The sequence below is a fragment of the Arsenicicoccus piscis genome (assembly GCF_022568835.1).
Classification (GTDB): Bacteria; Actinomycetota; Actinomycetes; order Actinomycetales; family Dermatophilaceae; genus Arsenicicoccus; species Arsenicicoccus piscis.
The window spans coordinates 150,219-165,458 of record NZ_JAKZHV010000009.1 but is presented as its reverse complement, the minus strand read 5'-3'; the positions used below and the strand labels follow the sequence as shown (position 1 = coordinate 165,458).

Annotated in this window: 15 protein-coding genes; 4 read left to right on the top strand and 11 right to left on the bottom strand. The window is 69.2% G+C overall.

What is annotated here, in order from left to right; genetic code table 11:
- Window positions 1–5: 5 nt before the first annotated feature.
- From MM440_RS15075 to MM440_RS15035, 9 genes are all read right to left on the bottom strand, one after another.
- Window positions 6–1,379: a sensor histidine kinase gene (locus tag MM440_RS15075; RefSeq protein ID WP_241445338.1), complete on the bottom strand. Its 1,374-nt coding sequence runs from the start codon at window positions 1,377–1,379 to the stop codon at window positions 6–8.
- Window positions 1,376–2,110 (bottom strand): phosphatase PAP2 family protein, encoded by a 735-nt coding sequence (locus tag MM440_RS15070; protein ID WP_241445336.1) that lies wholly within the window; start codon window positions 2,108–2,110, stop codon window positions 1,376–1,378. Before MM440_RS15070 ends, MM440_RS15075 begins: the two co-directional genes overlap by 4 nt.
- Window positions 2,111–2,270: 160 nt before the next feature.
- Window positions 2,271–3,152, bottom strand: a complete 882-nt coding sequence (locus tag MM440_RS15065) for a metallophosphoesterase (protein WP_241445331.1) — start codon at window positions 3,150–3,152, stop codon at window positions 2,271–2,273.
- Window positions 3,128–3,958, bottom strand: a complete 831-nt coding sequence (locus tag MM440_RS15060) for a putative nucleotidyltransferase substrate binding domain-containing protein (protein ID WP_241445330.1) — start codon at window positions 3,956–3,958, stop codon at window positions 3,128–3,130. Before MM440_RS15060 ends, MM440_RS15065 begins: the two co-directional genes overlap by 25 nt.
- Entirely contained in the window at window positions 3,955–4,989 is a 1,035-nt protein-coding gene (locus MM440_RS15055) for a CBS domain-containing protein (protein WP_241445329.1), read from the bottom strand. The genes MM440_RS15060 and MM440_RS15055 overlap by 4 nt, the downstream gene beginning before the upstream one ends.
- A 2-nt stretch (window positions 4,990–4,991) precedes the next feature.
- Window positions 4,992–5,864 carry a glutamate ABC transporter substrate-binding protein gene (locus tag MM440_RS15050; RefSeq protein ID WP_241445328.1) on the bottom strand — a complete coding sequence of 291 codons (873 nt, stop codon included), beginning with the start codon at window positions 5,862–5,864 and terminating at the stop codon, window positions 4,992–4,994.
- A 16-nt stretch (window positions 5,865–5,880) separates the two neighbouring features.
- Complete coding sequence (locus MM440_RS15045; protein ID WP_241445327.1) at window positions 5,881–7,419, bottom strand: amino acid permease; 1,539 nt, start codon at window positions 7,417–7,419, stop codon at window positions 5,881–5,883.
- Between the two features lie 174 nt (window positions 7,420–7,593).
- Window positions 7,594–8,025: an SRPBCC family protein gene (locus tag MM440_RS15040; RefSeq protein WP_241445326.1), complete on the bottom strand. Its 432-nt coding sequence runs from the start codon at window positions 8,023–8,025 to the stop codon at window positions 7,594–7,596.
- A 475-nt stretch (window positions 8,026–8,500) separates the two neighbouring features.
- Window positions 8,501–9,748, bottom strand: coding sequence for an IS256 family transposase (locus MM440_RS15035; protein ID WP_241444549.1), 1,248 nt, complete (start codon window positions 9,746–9,748; stop codon window positions 8,501–8,503).
- Window positions 9,749–9,981: 233 nt separating this feature from the next.
- Here MM440_RS15035 and MM440_RS15030 point away from each other — a divergent pair, with 233 nt between their 5' ends.
- Window positions 9,982–10,524 (top strand): IS5 family transposase, encoded by a 543-nt coding sequence (locus MM440_RS15030; protein WP_277626776.1) that lies wholly within the window; start codon window positions 9,982–9,984, stop codon window positions 10,522–10,524.
- 186 nt (window positions 10,525–10,710) lie between these two features.
- Here the strand turns inward: MM440_RS15030 and MM440_RS15025 are convergent, their stop codons facing one another.
- Window positions 10,711–12,066 (bottom strand): IS256 family transposase, encoded by a 1,356-nt coding sequence (locus MM440_RS15025; RefSeq protein ID WP_277626176.1) that lies wholly within the window; start codon window positions 12,064–12,066, stop codon window positions 10,711–10,713.
- A gap of 110 nt (window positions 12,067–12,176) precedes the next feature.
- On the opposite strand from MM440_RS15025, the gene MM440_RS15020 reads away from it, so the two are divergent.
- From MM440_RS15020 to MM440_RS15010, 3 genes are read left to right on the top strand one after another with little or no spacing between them, the layout of a single operon-like run.
- Entirely contained in the window at window positions 12,177–12,527 is a 351-nt protein-coding gene (locus MM440_RS15020) for an ArsR/SmtB family transcription factor (RefSeq protein ID WP_040561682.1), read from the top strand.
- The gene (locus tag MM440_RS15015; protein ID WP_241445325.1) at window positions 12,524–13,150 is read left to right on the top strand and encodes an SRPBCC domain-containing protein; all 627 of its coding nucleotides are present in this window, start codon (window positions 12,524–12,526) and stop codon (window positions 13,148–13,150) included. The genes MM440_RS15020 and MM440_RS15015 overlap by 4 nt, the downstream gene beginning before the upstream one ends.
- A 7-nt stretch (window positions 13,151–13,157) precedes the next feature.
- Window positions 13,158–14,228 (top strand): IS1380 family transposase, encoded by a 1,071-nt coding sequence (locus MM440_RS15010; RefSeq protein WP_277626740.1) that lies wholly within the window; start codon window positions 13,158–13,160, stop codon window positions 14,226–14,228.
- A 399-nt stretch (window positions 14,229–14,627) separates the two neighbouring features.
- Here the strand turns inward: MM440_RS15010 and MM440_RS15005 are convergent, their stop codons facing one another.
- The gene (locus tag MM440_RS15005) at window positions 14,628–15,200 is read right to left on the bottom strand and encodes a GNAT family N-acetyltransferase (RefSeq protein WP_241445324.1); all 573 of its coding nucleotides are present in this window, start codon (window positions 15,198–15,200) and stop codon (window positions 14,628–14,630) included.
- Window positions 15,201–15,240: the final 40 nt, after the last annotated feature.

Here is a 15,240-nt window from a genome sequence, read left to right as displayed (position 1 = left end):
GCCCCTCAGCCCGGGATCCGCACCTCGAACCGGCACCGGCCCTCAGGCGTCTCGGTGGTGACCACGGTGCCGCCGTAGCTCTCGACCAGCGCCCGGACGATGGCGAGGCCCAACCCGCTGCCGCCGGTGTCTCGGTCGCGTGAGTCCTGCAGCCGGGTGAACCGGTCGAAGATGGCCTCGCGCCGGTCGAGCGGCACGGGCTCGCCGTCGTTGTCCACCGTGACGGTCACCGAGCCGTCCGCCGTGGCGGCGCAGCCGAGCCGCACCGCGGTCCGGGCGTGCCGCGAGGCGTTGTCGACGAGGTTGCGCACCACCCTGGCCAGCTGGACCGGGTCGCCCTCGAGACGCGCGGCCTCGATCTGGGCCTCCACGCGCAGCGTGCCGGTGGCGCGCAGCCGACGGGCCTCGTCGATGAGCAGGTCGTCCAGGTCGACCTCGACGTGCGGGCGCACCGCGGCCGTGTCGTCGATCTTGGCGAGGGTGAGCAGGTCGTCCACGAGGTGCTGCAGGCGCAGTGCCTCGGCCCGCACGACGCGGGTGCCGTCGGCGTCGATGCCCCCGGCCGAGGTGTCGGCGATCATCCGGATGGCCGTCAGCGGGCTACGCAGCTCGTGCGACGCGTCGCTGACGAACGCGCGCTGGGCCGCGTCCGCCTCGTGCAGGCGGTCGAGCATCGCGTTCATCGTCTCGGCGAGGTGGGTGATCTCGTCGTCACCGGAGGGCACGGGGACGCGCAAGTCGGACCGGGTCGCCCCGATCTCGGCCACCGACGACCGGATTCGCTCGACCCGGCCGAGCGCGCTCGACAGCACCCGGTTGATCAGCCAGAGGAGCCCGCCGAACAGGAGCAGGGCCAGCAGGCCGAGCGCGATGCTCGCCCCCTCGATGAGCACCGTCTCGTTCTGCACCGGCGTGGCTACGAGCAGGGTGCCTCCCGGCGGCCCCTCGGAGGGCCTGAGACCGCGCGCCACCACCACATAGGGCTCGTGCTCGTCGGTGGGGACCCCGTCGACCTGCGCGCTCTGGACCTGGCCGGCAGCGGGACGCAGGCCGGCCAGGGGCTGCGTGGCGCCCGCGCTGTCGCTGTAGGAGATCACCCGACCGGCACCGTCGAGCAGCTGCAGGATCGAGCCCTGCGCGGACACGGCCTGCAGGACGCTCGAGGGGTCCCCAGGACGATCGGCGAGCTGGGCGGCGACCCGGCCGGCCTGATCGGTGGCGGCCGTCGTGGCCGTGTTGTCGAGGATGGTGCGCAGGGTCAGTAGGTAGGCCCCGAGGGCCAGCACGATCGCGAGGGTCGCGGCGGCAGCCGTGACGGCGACGATGCGAAAGCGCAGCGATCGGACCCGCCACCGGGTACGCAAGGAGGCCGGTGTCACCGACCCATCGTCTCGCGCCGGGAGCCCCATCGCGTGATCAGGCTCGACAGGAGTGCGCTGAGGAGCAGGACGCTGCCGGCGACGTAGAGGTTCGAGCCCACGACGTCGCTCAGGTAGTGCGCCCCGAGATAGAGGCGGGAGGCGGCGACCACCACGACGAAGGGGACGCCGAGCCACCACGCCCAGCGGGTAGACCGCCCGGAGACGCGCAGCGCGAGGACCACCCCCGCGACGAGGGCCGCCGCGAACGCGGTGTGCCCCGACGGGTAGCTGTCGACCCCCGTCTCGTGCACCAGGGCGTGGACCTCGTCGATGGGCGGCCGGTGCCGGGCGAAGACGATCTTGCCGAGCGCCACCGAGAACCAGCCGGTGAGCGTCACACCGCCGAGCACCACTGCGGCCCAACGGTTCTTGACCGCCACGGCGAGGCACAGCACCAGCAGCAGGATCGGGGCGCCCACGGGGCCAAGCCCGACGTCGATCGCCCGGGCCAGAGCGATCAGGGGCGCCTCGCGGTCGGCGGCGATCAGCTGGTCCAGATGCAGCTCGCCGGTCGCCCGGGCACCCTCCTCGGTGACCACGGTCCCCAGCGCCGTCCCTGCGGCCAGCAGCGCAGCGCCGCCGAGCGCGACCGGCCCCGGCCGGGACGTGAGCGGGCGCGACCTGTCCGCTCCGGACGAGGCCGGCTCGGGCGGGACCTGGTCTGGGGTGGCCGGCAGGGAGCTGCTCATCGTGGTCCTCGGGGTTGGCGGCGGTGCATCGACCCACCATCGGCCCGGTCCGCTGAACCATTCCTGAAGCCGCGTCGTGGGGACAGTCGGATGCCACGGGGACACCGGCTGCGCGGCACGCACCGGGCTCGCGGCGACCGACGCCGGGATGTGCGCAGGCTCACGCGCCGGCGCTGAGCGGCCGGTGCTCCCAGGCGCGCCAGGTGTGGTGGGCCTGTGCGCCGTGGCCGGGGTCGACGCCGACGATGCGCCCGCCGTCGAGGTGGGTGGTCTCGTGGCCCCCGTCGTGGTCGAGGGTGGTGCGTCCGACCACCTCCGGCACCGTCCGGTAGACCCCCCGCTGCCAGTCGTAGGCCGACGAGTGGCCGTGCGCCTGGTCGAACGGCATCGAGACGCCCAGCCAGCCCGGCAACAGCTCCTGACCGGCAGAGGCCCAGAGCGGACCGGCGGCGTGGTCATGCCGTCCACCGAGCATCACACCGGGTCGGAAGATGACATCAGCATCGTTGCGGCCCAACGCATTCAGCGCGTCAGCGGCCTGCGCCGCCGTCGACGGCGACCCGAGGTCGTCCCGCCAGAAGGTCTGCGTCAGCCCGGCGTGCGTCACCAGAACGCCAGAGGTGCTTGCCGTTCCGCCGGGCCCGGACGGGGCCGATGCAGCCGGGGACCCGGGCAGCGCCGCGGCGACCCGCATCAGGCCGTCGGCCCACCACCCCCGCAAGGTCGCCCTGGCGCGGGCGTTCACCCACTGGCGCCACTCGAACGCCGGCTCACGCAGGTACTGCGCCTCGTGGTTGCCCACGAGCTGCAGCCACCGGTCGGGGGAGCGCTGCAGGAACCGGTCGACGACAGCGACGACCTCCTCGGAGTGCGGGCCGCGGTGGACCAGGTCACCCACCTGCACCACGACGAGGTCGTCAGGGAGCCGACCCGAGCGCGGGTCACCGCCCAGTCGCTCGACCTCCGCCCAGAGGTCGTGGGCGTGCCCACCCACGTCCCCGATCACCGCGTGGCGCATCAGTGCGGCTCCGGCAACGTCCACTCCGAGGCATCCACGAACTGCGCGACGTTGGCCATCCGCCGCTGAGCGGTCGAGATCTCGCGCACGGCCTGGACGACGATGCTGCGGTCGATGGGGGACATCAGGTCGAAGGTCACCTCGTCCGAGGGCCGACGCCCCTCCTGCAGCTGCAGCAGCTGGTAGCGCAGGCGCAACCGCTGCAACACCTCGAACACCTCCGCGAGCGTGCGTGCCGTGTCGTCCGGCAGCAGCGGCGTGCCCGCGGCGTCGTGGAGACGGTCTACGGTCGACAACGCGGTGGAGCGGGCGGTGAGACCGGACCACCGGGCGAGGTTGACCAGGGGGAGCAGCGCATGACCCTTGATGTCGAAGTGGGCCGAGCGCCGCCAGGGAGCCTCGCGGGCCGAGCGCAGCGTGGCGCGCCGCGCCAGCGCGTCGATCAGCAGCAGCCGCATCGTCAGCGGGTGCTCGCGCAGGTCTCGGAAGATGGTGCTGATCGCGGCCAGGCCCGGGTCGCCGTAGATCGGACGGCCGTCGACCAGCAGCGAGGTCATGATCGCGCCCTTGTCCTCGGCGGGGTCGAGCAGCCAGTGGTGGGCCGCCTCGCGCCACTGGGTGTGGGTGCGCGACATGGCGGCGCTGCGGGCACTCACCCCGTGCTTGTCGCTGGTCAGCCCGGCGTTGGCGAGGGTCACGTCGACGGTGGCGAAGACCGCTCGGTACGCGGCCATCTGCTCGTCGGTGGTCCCGTCCACGAAGGCGACAGCGGAGTCCACGTCGGAGGACAGCACCGCCTCACGACGACCGTTGCTGCCCAACGCGATCACGTGAACGCCTCCATCGGCAGGTCGGGGCGACCGACGAACGCCAGCTCGAGCGCCCGGCGGATGGTGGTGTCCACCAGGTTGGAGTAGACCGCGATGACCTTGCCGCTGGCGAGCCCGCGCTGCAAGAGGCGGTCGAGCAGGCCGGGCGCCTCCCGCGCTCGCAGGGCCAGCTCGTCCAGCGTGGTCGCGTGCCGCAGCTGCTGGTGCAGCGCCACGTCGGCCGTGGCGGGGGAGAGGCTGAAGTCGCGCAGGCTGACCACCCCCTGCGGCGCACCTCGCGGGTCGGTGATCAGCGCGACGTCGGCGTCCGACTCGAGCATCCGGATCAGCACGTCCGCCGCGGACTCGCCCAGCTCACCGCGTGGCGGGGGCGGGGCCAGGACGTCTCCGGCAGGCGCGGTGACCGGCAGCCCGTCCAGCAGGATCCGTTGCATCAGAGAACGATCGGTGACGGCACCGAGCGAGTGGTCTGGCAGCTCGACGATCGCGCACGGCACGCCCCGCTCGGAGACGAGCCGGGCCACCTCGTCCGCCGGCATCGTCGCGGGCACGATCAGCGGCCGCGTCCTCAGCAGCTCGTCGACGATCCCGTAGCTCGGGAACGGCGGGGTGCCCACCAACGCCGAGGCGACGTGCTCGGCTAGGAACCGCGCGCCCTCACGCGTCTCGAAGGCGCTCGCCGCGATCGATCCGGGCAGCCGGGCGACCTCGCTCTCGACGAGTGCGGTCGCCCGCGGCCCCACCGAGCGCTCGCTCAGCAGCGCCGAGAAGCCGAAGAAGCCTCCGGGGGAGACGATCTCGTCCGGCTCCTCGTTGAGACGCGCCGGGTCGTGCCACAGCCCGACCTGCCCGGACAGCACCACGTAGACCGCAGCCGACGCGTCCTTGAACGCGTCGAGCACCAGCGCGCCCGCTGGGTAGCCGTGGACGTCGGCCGCCGCGACGAGCGTGGACCGCTCGTCGTCGCCGAGGGCGTCGAACGGCGGGTGCTCGGCGAGGACCGAGCCCAGCGGGCTGCGCTGCTGCTCCACGCTCAGCCGACGGTCGGCGCGGCCGGGACCGAGTAGCCGGACGGGGCGACGGTCTCGTTGAGCGACTTCTTCCAGGCGCCGGACGAGATGTACTCCTTGAGAGCGGAGTTCACCTTGCCGACCATGGCGGAGTCACCCTTCTTGACGCCGATCCCGTAGGTCTCGTCGCTGAACCCCTTGCCGAGCACCCGCAGGACGCCCTTGTACTCGGGGGTGGCGGCGAAGCCGGCGAGGATGAGGTCGTCGTCGGTCACGGCGTCGACGTCACCGGCGGCGAGGCTGCGCACGCACTCCGAGAGCGAGGGCACCTCGCGCAGCGTGATCTTGCCGGCGTAACGCTGCTTGACGAAGGCCGCCGACGTCGTCCCCTTGACCGAGCAGAGGGTCTTGCCGTCGAGCGTCTCCGGGCTGGAGATGGTCTCGTCGTTGCGGCGGATCAGCAGGTCCTGCTTCGCCTCGAAGTACGGGCCCGCGAAGTCGACCTTCTGCTTGCGCGCGTCGGTGATCGAGTAGCTCTGCACGACCAGGTCGACCTCGCCGGAGGCCAGCGCGGACTCCCGGTCGGCCTTGGCGACGGGCTTCCACACGATGTTGGACTCGCCCACGCCGAGCTTGCCTGCGACGTACTTCGCGGTGTCGATGTCGAAGCCGCTGTAGCTCGACCCCTCCTTCACGCTGATGCCCGGCTCGTCGGTGGCGACACCGATGGCGAGGGTCGCACCGCTCGTGGCGGGAGCGGCAGCGCTGGGGCTGGTCGACCCGTCACCGCCGCCGGAGCCGGAGCAGGCGGCGAGCGACGCGGCCGCGAGCCCCGACGCCACCAGGGTGACCAGCGCGCGGCGGGCAAGGGGACTACAAGATGTGTTGTGGTTCATGAGGTTCCGTCCTTGCTCAGACCGAGCTGCTGTCGCGGGTGGAGTCGGGGCCGGCGCCGACCGTGGCACCACCGTAGGTCGGGCCGTTGTCGGACCACACGGCCTTGAGTCGGTCGCCCGTGTTGGCGACGACGAGCGGCCGCACGACCTTCCAGCCGACGAGCAGGGCGACCGCGATCAGCGGGATGCCGATGACGACGACGATGAAGTTGGTCTTGTGCCAGAAGTAGGGGGAGGACTGCCAGCCGGAGACGGCCATGCCGAAGACGACGAACACGAGGAAGGCCAGGCCGACGTAGCTCGTGTAAGGCGACCCGGGCATCTGGAACGGGCTCTTCGGGATGACGCCGCGGTCGACCAGCTGTCGCAACCGGATCTGGCAGAGGAAGATCGTGCCCCACGTGAAGAGCACGCCGATGGCGGCCGCCTCGAGGGCGATCTCGAACGCGTCCGGGGCGAAGGCGTTGAGCACGGCACCGAACAGGTAGACGATCGAGGTCATGACGATGCCCGCCCAGGGGACGCCAGAGCTGCTCATCTTGAGGGTGAACTGCGGCGCCTGCTTGGCCATACCGAGGCTGCGCAGCACGCGACCGGTCGAGTAGAGCCCGGAGTTGAGGCTGGACATGGCGGCGATGATCAGGACCACCTGGATCAGGTTGCCCATCCAGTCCAGGCCCATCCGGCCGAAGACGGTGACGAAGGGGCTGATGCCGGACTTGTACTCGCTGGTCGGCAGCATCGAGACCAGCAGCAGAATCGAGCCGCAGTAGAACACCGCGATGCGCATGATGACGGCGTTGACGGCCTTCGGGACCTCGGTCTCGGCGTCCTGCATCTCACCGGCGGCGACGCCGACCATCTCGATGGCGGCGTAGGCGAACACAACACCCGACATCACGAGGATCGGGCCGTACCAGTTGAAGTCGCCGCTCGAGGGCCAGAAGCCGCCCGGGTTGCTCCAGAGGTTCTGGAAGCCGGCCTGGTGTCCGCCGACGTCCATCCGGCCGAGGACGACCACGAGGCCGACGGCGAGGAAGATCACGATCGCCGACACCTTCGCGATCGAGGCCCAGAACTCGAACTCGCCGAACGCGCGGGCCGAGAGCAGGTTGATGACGAGGACCGCGGCGAGCGCGATCAGCACCGTCGCCCAGGTCGGCATGGTGGGCCACCAGTACTGCACGTAGAGGCCGACGGCGGACAGCTCGGCGATGCCGGTCAGCGCCCAGTTCAGCCAGTACATCCAGCCCGTGACGTAGGCCGCGAACTCGCCGTAGAACTCGCGCATGTAGGAGACGAAGGCTCCCGACGTGGCGCGGTGCAGCACGAGCTCCCCGAGGGCTCGCATCAGCAGGTAGGCGATGACGCCGACGAAGGCGTAGCTGAACAGCAGGGCCGGGCCCGTGCTGTGCAGGCGCGATGCGGAGCCGAGGAACAGGCCGGTGCCGATGGCGCCGCCGATCGCGATCATCTGGACGTGGCGACGCCCGAGGGACTGCTTGTAGCCGACTTGCTCAGCGTCCAGCGACGATGCGTGGCTGGCTTCACTCATGGGGGATCCTCACGGAGGACGGAAGGATCAGCCCGGGATTGAACGATCCAGTGGGGAAAGTATGCCCTGGCACACATTTCTTGGGTGTAACGCGAACTTTTTTGTTCAGCCAGACGGGTGATGCCCTCGTGACCCTCAGGGTTCTCTCAGCAGGGTCCTGTCGGCAGGGTCCGCTCAGGGCAGCGCGTCGAGCGCGGCCTTCAAGGTGGCGGCCGTCGTGGAGGCGAGCCGCTGGAGCAGCAGCGACATGATCGGGCCGAGCAGGCGCGCGGGCCCCGCCAGCGTGAAGTCCGCCGTGTAGATCACCAGCGCGCCGCCGCCGTGAGGTCGCACCACGATGGTGTCGCGGGAGGTGGTGGTGGCATTGCGCCCGACGATCACGAAGCGCAGGTCGGTGCGCTCCTCGACGGTGTAGATGAGCTCTACGGTGCGGCCGGCGAAGGAGGACTCGTTGCGGTACTGCGTGCCGGGGCCGCCGTCGCCGGAGATCCGCACGCAGGAGACCGTCCCCGAGTCCCACTCGGTGGCGTTCTCGAAGTCGGCGAGGTAGGTCATCACACGGGTCGCGTCGGTGGTCGTGGCGACGGTGCGGGTCACGGTGGGCATGCCTCACCCTGCGTCCCGCCAGGCCGGGTGTCAAATGTTTGTCCAATCTTGACACAGCGTGCCCGGGAGGCTGGGCGCTGGGAGGCTGGGTACGCCGTCCGGCGGCCGTCAGCGCAGGACATCTCACGTTGCAGCCTTCCCGGAACGCGGCAACGTGAGATTTCCTGCGCACCTGGTCAGAGGGTCCGCCGAGCGCGCCCTGGGTGGGGTCTCCAGCACGACTCGTTTCGCCGATAATCTACATTATGTCACTACGTAGTCTGCGTATTGCATCGGAGGAATCAATCGCGGGCGGCTGACCCACTGCCCCGCTGGCCGGAATGAACCCAGCTCTGACCAGCGGAAACGCAGCACCGAGCGTCGTCGTAACGGCGTCAAACCGTACGTGGCGGCGGAAGAATCAGGCGTTGCGCGGCCACCGCGACAGGTCAAGTCCCGGGTAGTGGTGTAGCGCTGCGTTCTCCCTCTGGATTGGTCAGGCGGTCAAGGCTGGTAGGTCATCGGCTCCGATCTCGGGTTGGGTGGTGGGAACGATGTTGACGCGGCAGCGGGCGAGTGCCTCAAGTCCGAGGTAGCGGCGGCCTTCGGCCCATTCGTCGGTCTGCTCGGCCAGGACGGCTCCGACGAGCCGCACGATCGCTGGGCGGGTCGGGAAGATCCCGACGGCGTCGGTGCGGCGCCGGATCTCGCGGTTGAGGCGTTCAGCGGGGTTGTTGGACCAGATCTGGGTCCACACGTCTTTGGGGAAGCCGGTGAAGGCCAAGATGTCGGCGCGGGCGCCGTCGAGGTGGTCGTGGACCTCGGGCAGCTTGTCGGCGACGTAGTCCAGGAGTCGGTCGAACTGGGCGTGGACCGCGGGTCGGTCGGGCTGGTCGTACACGCTGTGCAGCATCGCCTTGACCGCGGGCCACATCGACTTCGGGGTCACCGACATGAGGTTGGCGGCGTAGTGGGTGCGGCAGCGCTGCCACGAGGCTCCGGGTAGGTTGGCTGCGATCGCCTCGACCAGGCCGGCGTGCGCATCGCTGGTGACCAGACGGACCCCGGTCAGGCCGCGGGCAACCAGGTCGGCGAAGAACTCGTTCCAGACTGGGCCGGTCTCAGCGGTGGCCACTCGCATACCGAGGACCTCGCGGTGCCCGTCGCCGTTCACGCCGGTGGCCAGCAGCACGACGGCGTTGATCACCCGCCCGCCTTCGCGGAGCTTCATGGTCAACGCGTCCGCGGCGACGAACGTGAACGGCCCAGCTGCGTCCAACGGCCGGTGGCGGAACTGCTCGACGTGCTCGTCGAGCTCAGCGGCCATCCTTGAGACCTGCGACTTGGACAGTGAGTCGATGCCGAGGGTCTTGACCAGCTTGTCCATCCGCCGCGTGGACACGCCGGCGAGGTAGCAGTCGGCCACGACGGTGATGAGAGCGGTCTCGGCACGCTTGCGGCGCTCGAGGAGCCACTCGGGGAAGTAGGTGCCCTTGCGCAGCTTGGGGATCGCCACCTCGAGGGTCCCGACGCGGGTGTCCAGGTCGCGGTGGCGGTAGCCGTTGCGCTGCGCGGTCCGGCCCGGGCTGGGGCGGCCGTACTCAGCGCCCACGACAGCATCGGCATCCGCGGACAGCAGGGCATTGATCATCGTCTGCAACAACTGGCGCATCAGATCCGGCGACGCTTCGGCGAGAGCTTCGCCGAGCAGGCGTGCAGGGTCGACAATGTGTGGTGCGGTCATCGTGATGACTCCGTTCGAGTGAGCTGTAGGAGGTGAACTCGAAGGATCACGCGGTGGCCGCGTCTACGTCCGGCGTACACGCCGGCGACGATCACGGCGACCGCGCTACACCACTATCGGGGACTCAACTCAGGCGGACGCTGCTGGGAAGATCGACTGGGTCGTCTCGATCGACTCGACCATCGCGCGTGTTCATCAGCACGGCGCGACCCTGAAGCGGGACACAGGGGGCTCTGCGGAATCACAAGAATCCGCGGTTCGAGCCGCCTGATCACGGGATCGGCCGCTCCCGGGGAGGGCTGACGACCAAGCTGCACCTGGTCTGCGACGGCCGTGGCCGGCCACTAGGCATGATGATCACCAGCGGGAACATCAACGACACCGCGATGATGACCGCCGTGCTCGAGAATGTCCGCGTTCCGCGCGCCGGGAAGGGCCGGCCTCGCACCCGTCCCGACCGCATCCTGGCGGACAAGGGGTATCCATCGAAGGCGAACCGGGCCTGGCTGCGCGACCGGAGGATCGCGGCAACGATCCCGGAACGTAACGATCAGATCGCGCACCGCCGCAAGAAGCCGGGCCGACCGATCGACTTCGGCGATCAGCAGCAGGGGCGATACAAGGGCCGCAACGTCGTGGAGCGTTGCTTCAACCGACTCAAGCAGTGGCGCGGAATCGCGATGCGCTCCGACAAGCTCGCCCGCAACTATCGGGCCGCCGTCAGCCTCGCCGCGACGCTGATCTGGATCAAGACGGACCTGCCTCCTCCGGCCTGAGCACGGACCGGTGTCCGCGATGCTGACGGTGCCGTGATCAACTGTCAGATCGACACCACCCTACACAGCGCGACCTACCCGATGCGCCGGTGATTGCCAGCCGACACAGCAGGAGCGGCGCCCCGTCCTGCTTGCAGCCGTCCTCGAATCGGGACTATCCGATTATCGGTGTAAGTGGCATTTTCGTTACTGGTGGGTGCTGGCCGCGGGCATGCGGTCAGCGAAGGTGACGGCGAACGCGTTCAACGCTGGCTTCCAGCGCATCCCCCAGCGGGTCTGGCCGGTGCCCTTGGGGTCCAACGATCTCACGGTCAGGTAGAGCGTCTTCAACGCGGCCTGCTCGTTCGGGAAGTGACCGCGGGCCCTCACCGCCCTGCGGAACCTGGCATTGAGACTCTCGATCGCGTTCGTGGAACAGAGGACTTTGCGGATCTCGACGTCGTAGTCCAGGAACGGGATGAACTCGGTCCAGGCGTTGCGCCAGAGCCTGATCATCGCGGGGTAGGCCTTGCCCCACTTCTCGGCGAACTGTTCGAACGCCCGCTCCGCATCGGCCGGGGTGGATGCTTCGTAAACGGGCCTGAGGTTGGCGGCGATCTCGGGCCAGTGCCGCTTCGAGGCATAGCTGAAGCTGTTGCGCAGCAGGTGGATGATGCAGGTCTGGACCTTCGCGGCGGGGAACACGGACCCGATGCTGTCGGGCAGGCCCTTCAACCCGTCGCAGACCATGAAGAACACGTCCTTGACGCCTCGGTTCTTCAACTCGGTCAGGCAGGCAAACCAGAACTTCGCCGACTCCCCATCGCCCTGCCCGGGCCAGATCCCCAGAATGTCCTTGTGCCCGTCGAGGTCGACACCGATCGCGGCGTAGTAGGGCTGGTTACGGACCTGCCCATCCCTGACCTTGACCACGATCGCGTCGATGAAGACCGCCGCGTAGATCGGCTCCAACGGGCGGGCCATCCACGTGTTCATCTCGTCGACGACGCGGTCGGTGATCCGGCTGATCGTGTCCTTCGACACCGAGGTCCCGTAGACCTCCGCGAAGTGGGCAGCGATCTCCCCAGTCGTCAGGCCCTTCGCGAACAGCGACAGCACCATGGCGTCCATGTCCGACAACCGGCGTTGGCGCTTGGTGACCAACTGTGGCTCGAACGTGCCATTGCGATCCCGCGGCACCCGGATGTTGACGGCACCGACGTTGTCGGTGATCACCGTCTTCGAGCGGGTGCCGTTGCGGGAGTTGCCCGACCCGCGACCGACGGGATCATGCTTGTCATAGCCCAGGTGCTCGTTGAGTTCTTCGTCGAGGGCTGCTTCGACGATCTGCGCCGTGAGGGTCTTGAGGAGGCCGTCGGGGCCGGTCAGGGCGATACCGGCGTCCTTGGCCTGGCGCACCATCTGCGCGACGGCTTCACGCTGAGCCTTGTCCAGCTCGGCCGGCTCATCCTGCGGTGGTGGTGGGTTTGGGGTCACAGTCTCCAGTCTGGCCGACTCCACGGCCTCCGCACTGCTGCTGGTGGTGGTTGTCTCGGTCATCATGACTCCTCCTGCCCTTGCGGGCGATGGAGCCACTTACACCGTTTCTCGGATACTCCCCTCGAATCACAAGCATGGTTGATTGATTCCGTTTTTCGTTATATAACGGATCTGTGAATCATTTCGGTGCCCTGGGGGACGCCACTCGTCTGCGGATGGTGGAGCAGCTTGCCGAGGGTGATCGTACGGCCGGCGAGCTGAGCGCCGTAGTTCGTGAAGAGTTCGGAGTGAGTCAGCCCGCAGCGTCTCGACATCTTCGCGTGCTGCGCGAGGCCGGGCTCGTACGTTCGCGCGTCGAGGGATCGCGTCGCATCTACAGCCTGGACCGCGACGGTGTCGAGGCCATCGGCGAGTGGGCGGACCGGCTGCGGCAGCTGTGGGGCGGTTCGCTCTCGGCGCTGGGCACCGAGATCGCGCGCGGTCAGCGTGACCGTCGCTATGAGTCGAAAGGAAGCCAGCAGTGAACATCGCCAGTCAGATCAACGAGGTTCTTCGTCACGTCGAGTTCGACGACGAGCGGAACGTGATCACCCTGACCCAGACCTTCCCGACGACCCCTGACGACCTGTGGGACGCGTGCACGAATCCCGACCGCCTGGCGCGCTGGTTCGAGCCCCTGACCGGAGACCTGCGCCGGGGTGGTCGGTATCGCCTTTTGGACAGTGGCACGGTCGGCACGATCGAGACGTGCGAGGCGCCGCGCGCGTTGACGATAACGTGGGAGTACGAGGGCGAGGTCTCTCGCGTCACCGCGTCGATCGAAGGACATGGCACCGGGGCAGCCGCGCTCACCGTGCGTCACTTTGGAGAGAGCAACGACCACTGGCGCGAGTACGGTCCTGCTGCCGGCGGTGGCGGGTGGGACGCGGGGCTCCTGGGGCTCGCGCTTCATCTCGACGATCCGCGTGCTGACCTCGATGCCGTCAGCCGCATCATGGGGTCAGAAGAAGGTGCCGAGTTCGCTAGACGCGGGTCTGAAGAGTGGTCGCGGGCGCACCAGGAAGCGGGCGCTCCGAAGAGCGAAGCCGACGCTGCCGCTCGCGCTGCGCTGGCGCTCGATCGCGCCCAGTGGGAACCCGCCGACTGATCGGGTCTTGACGGATGGGATTCCTGGCCGTATCCGGTCTCAGACTCTTGATCAACACGGCCTAGGGCGGGAGGACGAGGGCGGGACGGTGATGGTGGACATCGACGACACCATCGTGGAGGTCCACGGCTACCAGAAGCAGGGAGCATCCTTCGGCTACTCCGGAGTGCGGGGGCTGAACGCGCTGCTGGCCACCGTCAGCACCGAGCAGACCGCCCCGGTGATCGCCGCCCAGCGGCTGCGCAAGGGCTCGGCAGGCTCCCCGCGCGGAGCGATCCGCCTGGCCACTGACGCCCTGGCCTTCCTGCGGCGCACTCACTTGGCCCGGCGGGCGGTGCTGGTGCGCGCGGACTCGGCGTTCTACTCCCACGCCCTGGTCGCCGCCGCGTTGAAGACCGGCGCCCATGTCTCGATCACCGTGCGCATGGACCCGGCCGTCAAACGCGCCATCGCCGCCATCACCGATGATGCCTGGAGGGCGATCAAGTACACCGACGCGATCTACGACGAGGAAGCCGGTCAGTGGACCTCGCGGGCCGAGGTCGCCGAGATCGACTTCACTGCCTTCACCTCCAAGAAGACCGGCCAGGTCCCGGGCCGGCTGGTGGTGCGACGCATCCCAGACCTGAACCCGAAGAAGGACCATGGGCAGGCCACGCTGTTCGACACCTGGCGCTTCCACGCCTTCTTCACCACCACCCCGCACGCCGAGCGCGACACCGTGGTCGCCGACAAGGTCCACCGGGCCCACGCGATCATCGAGAACGTCCACGCCGACCTGAAGGCCTCCGCGCTGGCGCACATGCCCTCCGGAGTGTTCAACGCCAACGCCCTCTGGCTCACCTGCGCGGTGATGGCCTTCAACCTCACCCGCGCCGCCGCCACCCTGACCAAGAACAGCACGCTGGCGCGAGCGACCACCGCCACGATCCGCCGCAAGCTCATCAACATCCCGGCACGGATCGCCTGCTCCGCCCGGCGCCTACGCCTACACCTGCCCCAGAGCTGGCCATGGCAGACGGCCTGGCCCGCGCTCTACGACGCCCTCCTTCCGCGCCGGGCGACCACACCGATCTGACCACCAGACCCAGTCCCTACGAGCAGGAATCCCAGTGGAAAAGCCGGGCAGACCGGCGGACCTCACGCGCCCACGCCATCACATCGACTACCACCGCCGGACGCGACTTCCCCAGTCAGCCCATCGGTGGATCGAGGTTAAGACGGCGTACGGGCCGTTCGTTGAGGCGTGGGAGGCCGTGGCGGACCGGTTGGAGGCTGGGGTATCCGTCAGTTAGGCCAGGCCCCATGCACGTCCCCACGGTTGGCCACCCATTAGGTCGCTCCACGCAACGTGGGCGCGCGAACCCACCGTGACTAGTGGGCGGCCTGGTGAGTAAGCTCGGACTTGCGGCGGGCCGGCGCACTGTGTCCGGTCAACTGCTGTACTTCCTCGAAGAGCTGCGGGGCTGCTCCCGGGTCACCCCAACGCCAGCCGCATCAACCAGCGCGCGTGGCCCCCCGCCGTCGAGACGGTCTCGGTGATGCGCTCGAACCCTTCGGACTCGAACAGGCTCGTTGTCCCCACGTACGCGGCGGTGGAGTTCATGCGGCCATCGGAGGTGTCGGCGGGGTAGGCCTGGATGATCGGCGCGCCGGTTGCGCGGACGTAGTCGACGGCGGCGCGCAGCAGCAGCCGCGCGAGCCCGCGGCCCTGGTGCTTGCGTTGGATGCGGAAGCAGACGATGGTCCAGGCGGGGGCGTCGTCGACTTGGGTGAGGCGCTTGGAGTCGCGGACGGTGGGGAGCAAGTCCAACGGCCCGAGGCCGAGCCACCCGGCGACTTCGCCGTCGATGTAGGCGATGAGCCCGGGCGGGACGTCGCCCGCGAGCAGTTCGCGGAACTTGGCCTCGCGGCCGTCGGGCTGCAGCCGCGGAGGGAACCGCGGAATGATGCACCAGCAGCCGGGGCTGACGGCGGCGCAGGCGTCCTCGGCGCGGTCGGCGGTGGCGGGGACGATCCGGACGTCGTCGGCGCTGAGCGGCGGGCGCATGGCCCCATGGTAGCGGGCGGCTCCCGCCGAACTCGCGTGC

Bases quoted from the DNA above. Each gene is read 5' to 3' on its own strand.
- MM440_RS15070 (WP_241445336.1), bottom strand. From the start codon at position 2,110: ATGAGCAGCTCCCTGCCGGCCACCCCAGACCAGGTCCCGCCCGAGCCG.
- MM440_RS15050 (WP_241445328.1), bottom strand. From the start codon at position 5,864: ATGAACCACAACACATCTTGTAGTCCCCTTGCCCGCCGCGCGCTGGTC.
- MM440_RS15045 (WP_241445327.1), bottom strand. From the start codon at position 7,419: ATGAGTGAAGCCAGCCACGCATCGTCGCTGGACGCTGAGCAAGTCGGC.
- MM440_RS15040 (WP_241445326.1), bottom strand. From the start codon at position 8,025: ATGCCCACCGTGACCCGCACCGTCGCCACGACCACCGACGCGACCCGT.
- MM440_RS15035 (WP_241444549.1), bottom strand. From the start codon at position 9,748: ATGACCGCACCACACATTGTCGACCCTGCACGCCTGCTCGGCGAAGCT.
- MM440_RS15025 (WP_277626176.1), bottom strand. From the start codon at position 12,066: ATGATGACCGAGACAACCACCACCAGCAGCAGTGCGGAGGCCGTGGAG.
- MM440_RS15005 (WP_241445324.1), bottom strand. From the start codon at position 15,200: ATGCGCCCGCCGCTCAGCGCCGACGACGTCCGGATCGTCCCCGCCACC.